We start from the raw sequence: 1,182 nt of genomic DNA on the forward strand, positions 1-1,182 counted from the left end.
AGGGGATGTAAGCCGGAACCCCAGAAATTTCCGTCACCCTAGTTGGGTGGGCTCAACACTCGTGTCACCAGCTACCTTCTGGAGAATCGAGCTCGGCCATCCCTCCCTGGACGGGCATCGCTCGACGATGTTCAACGGCTCCCTCACGGGGCCGTCGTTTTGTGGGGGCTATTCCATCCACAAGTCGTCGAGGTTCTTGAAGTTCCAGAGCGTCGGGTCTTCGGGGCCAGTGATACTGTCCTTGCAACTCGTGGCCGCCAGGTCGATGGTCTGCATCGGGATCGGCTCTCTCGAGCGTAGCGAGAAGAACACGCGAACCTTGGGAGTCAGCAGTGATTCCATTCCCGGCTCAACGACAACGGCCAGACGCTGAGAGGACAGGCGAACCAAGGAGCCGACGGGGTAGATGCCCACGGCCTTGACGAAGGCGTGGAAGATGCGTTTGTCGAAATGGCCCTCCCACTTGGCCATCTGCCGCATCGCCGCGGACGGGTCCCACGGCTTTTTGTAGGCTCGCTCCGACGTCACGGCATCATAGACGTCGCAGATTGCGCCCATGCGGGCCAGGAGTGAAATGGCGTCACCGGCCAAGCGATCCGGGTAGCCGGTTCCGTCGATCTTCTCGTGATGGTGCAGGGCAATGTCCACCACCCCGGGCTCGGCCCCGCCTGCGCGCAGCATCTTTGCGCCCTCCACAGGGTGGCGCTTCATGATGGCGAACTCGGCATCGGTGAGCTTGCCTGGTTTGTTAAGCACTTCCAGCGGCATCGCGGCCTTGCCTAGGTCGTGCATCAGTCCGCCGATGCCAGCCAGGCGCGTTTGCTCCTCGTCTAGATCGAGATGCCGGGCCAGCGATAGCATCAGGGCGCAGACGGCAACCGAGTGCAGGTAGGTGTAATCGTCGTGCGTTTTGATGCGTGCGACGCTGATGAGGGCATGAGGTTGGCGCAGCACCGAGGCAGCGATTTCTCCGACCAGCGGCAACGTCGTGCTTGGGTCGACGGCCTTGCCAAGCCGGGCTTCCTGGAACATGTCCATGACTTGGGACTTGGCCGCAAGACAGAGTTTCCGTGCATAACACATTTCGCTCTCCATTGAGGTTGCGCCGTCACTTTTCTTGCTTAGTGGACTAGACGGCAGAGATTGCTCCTCCGACAATTCTCTGGGCTCTGGGCTCTGGGC

General features: G+C 60.9%; 1 protein-coding gene. It reads right to left on the reverse strand.

Annotated elements, in window-relative coordinates:
- Positions 1-168: 168 nt before the first annotated feature.
- A complete protein-coding gene (locus APH36_RS29260) occupies positions 169-1,038 on the reverse strand; it encodes an HD-GYP domain-containing protein (RefSeq protein ID WP_223198360.1) in 870 nt (289 codons plus the stop codon).
- Positions 1,039-1,182: the final 144 nt, after the last annotated feature.

It is taken from the genome of Pseudomonas sp. NBRC 111133 (genome assembly GCF_001320605.1).
Taxonomy (GTDB): Bacteria; Pseudomonadota; Gammaproteobacteria; order Pseudomonadales; family Pseudomonadaceae; genus Aquipseudomonas; species Aquipseudomonas monteilii.

What these genes read in the sequence shown, in the direction of transcription:
- APH36_RS29260 (WP_223198360.1), bottom strand. Translation starts at nt 1,038, where the DNA reads ATGGACATGTTCCAGGAAGCCCGGCTTGGCAAGGCCGTCGACCCAAGC.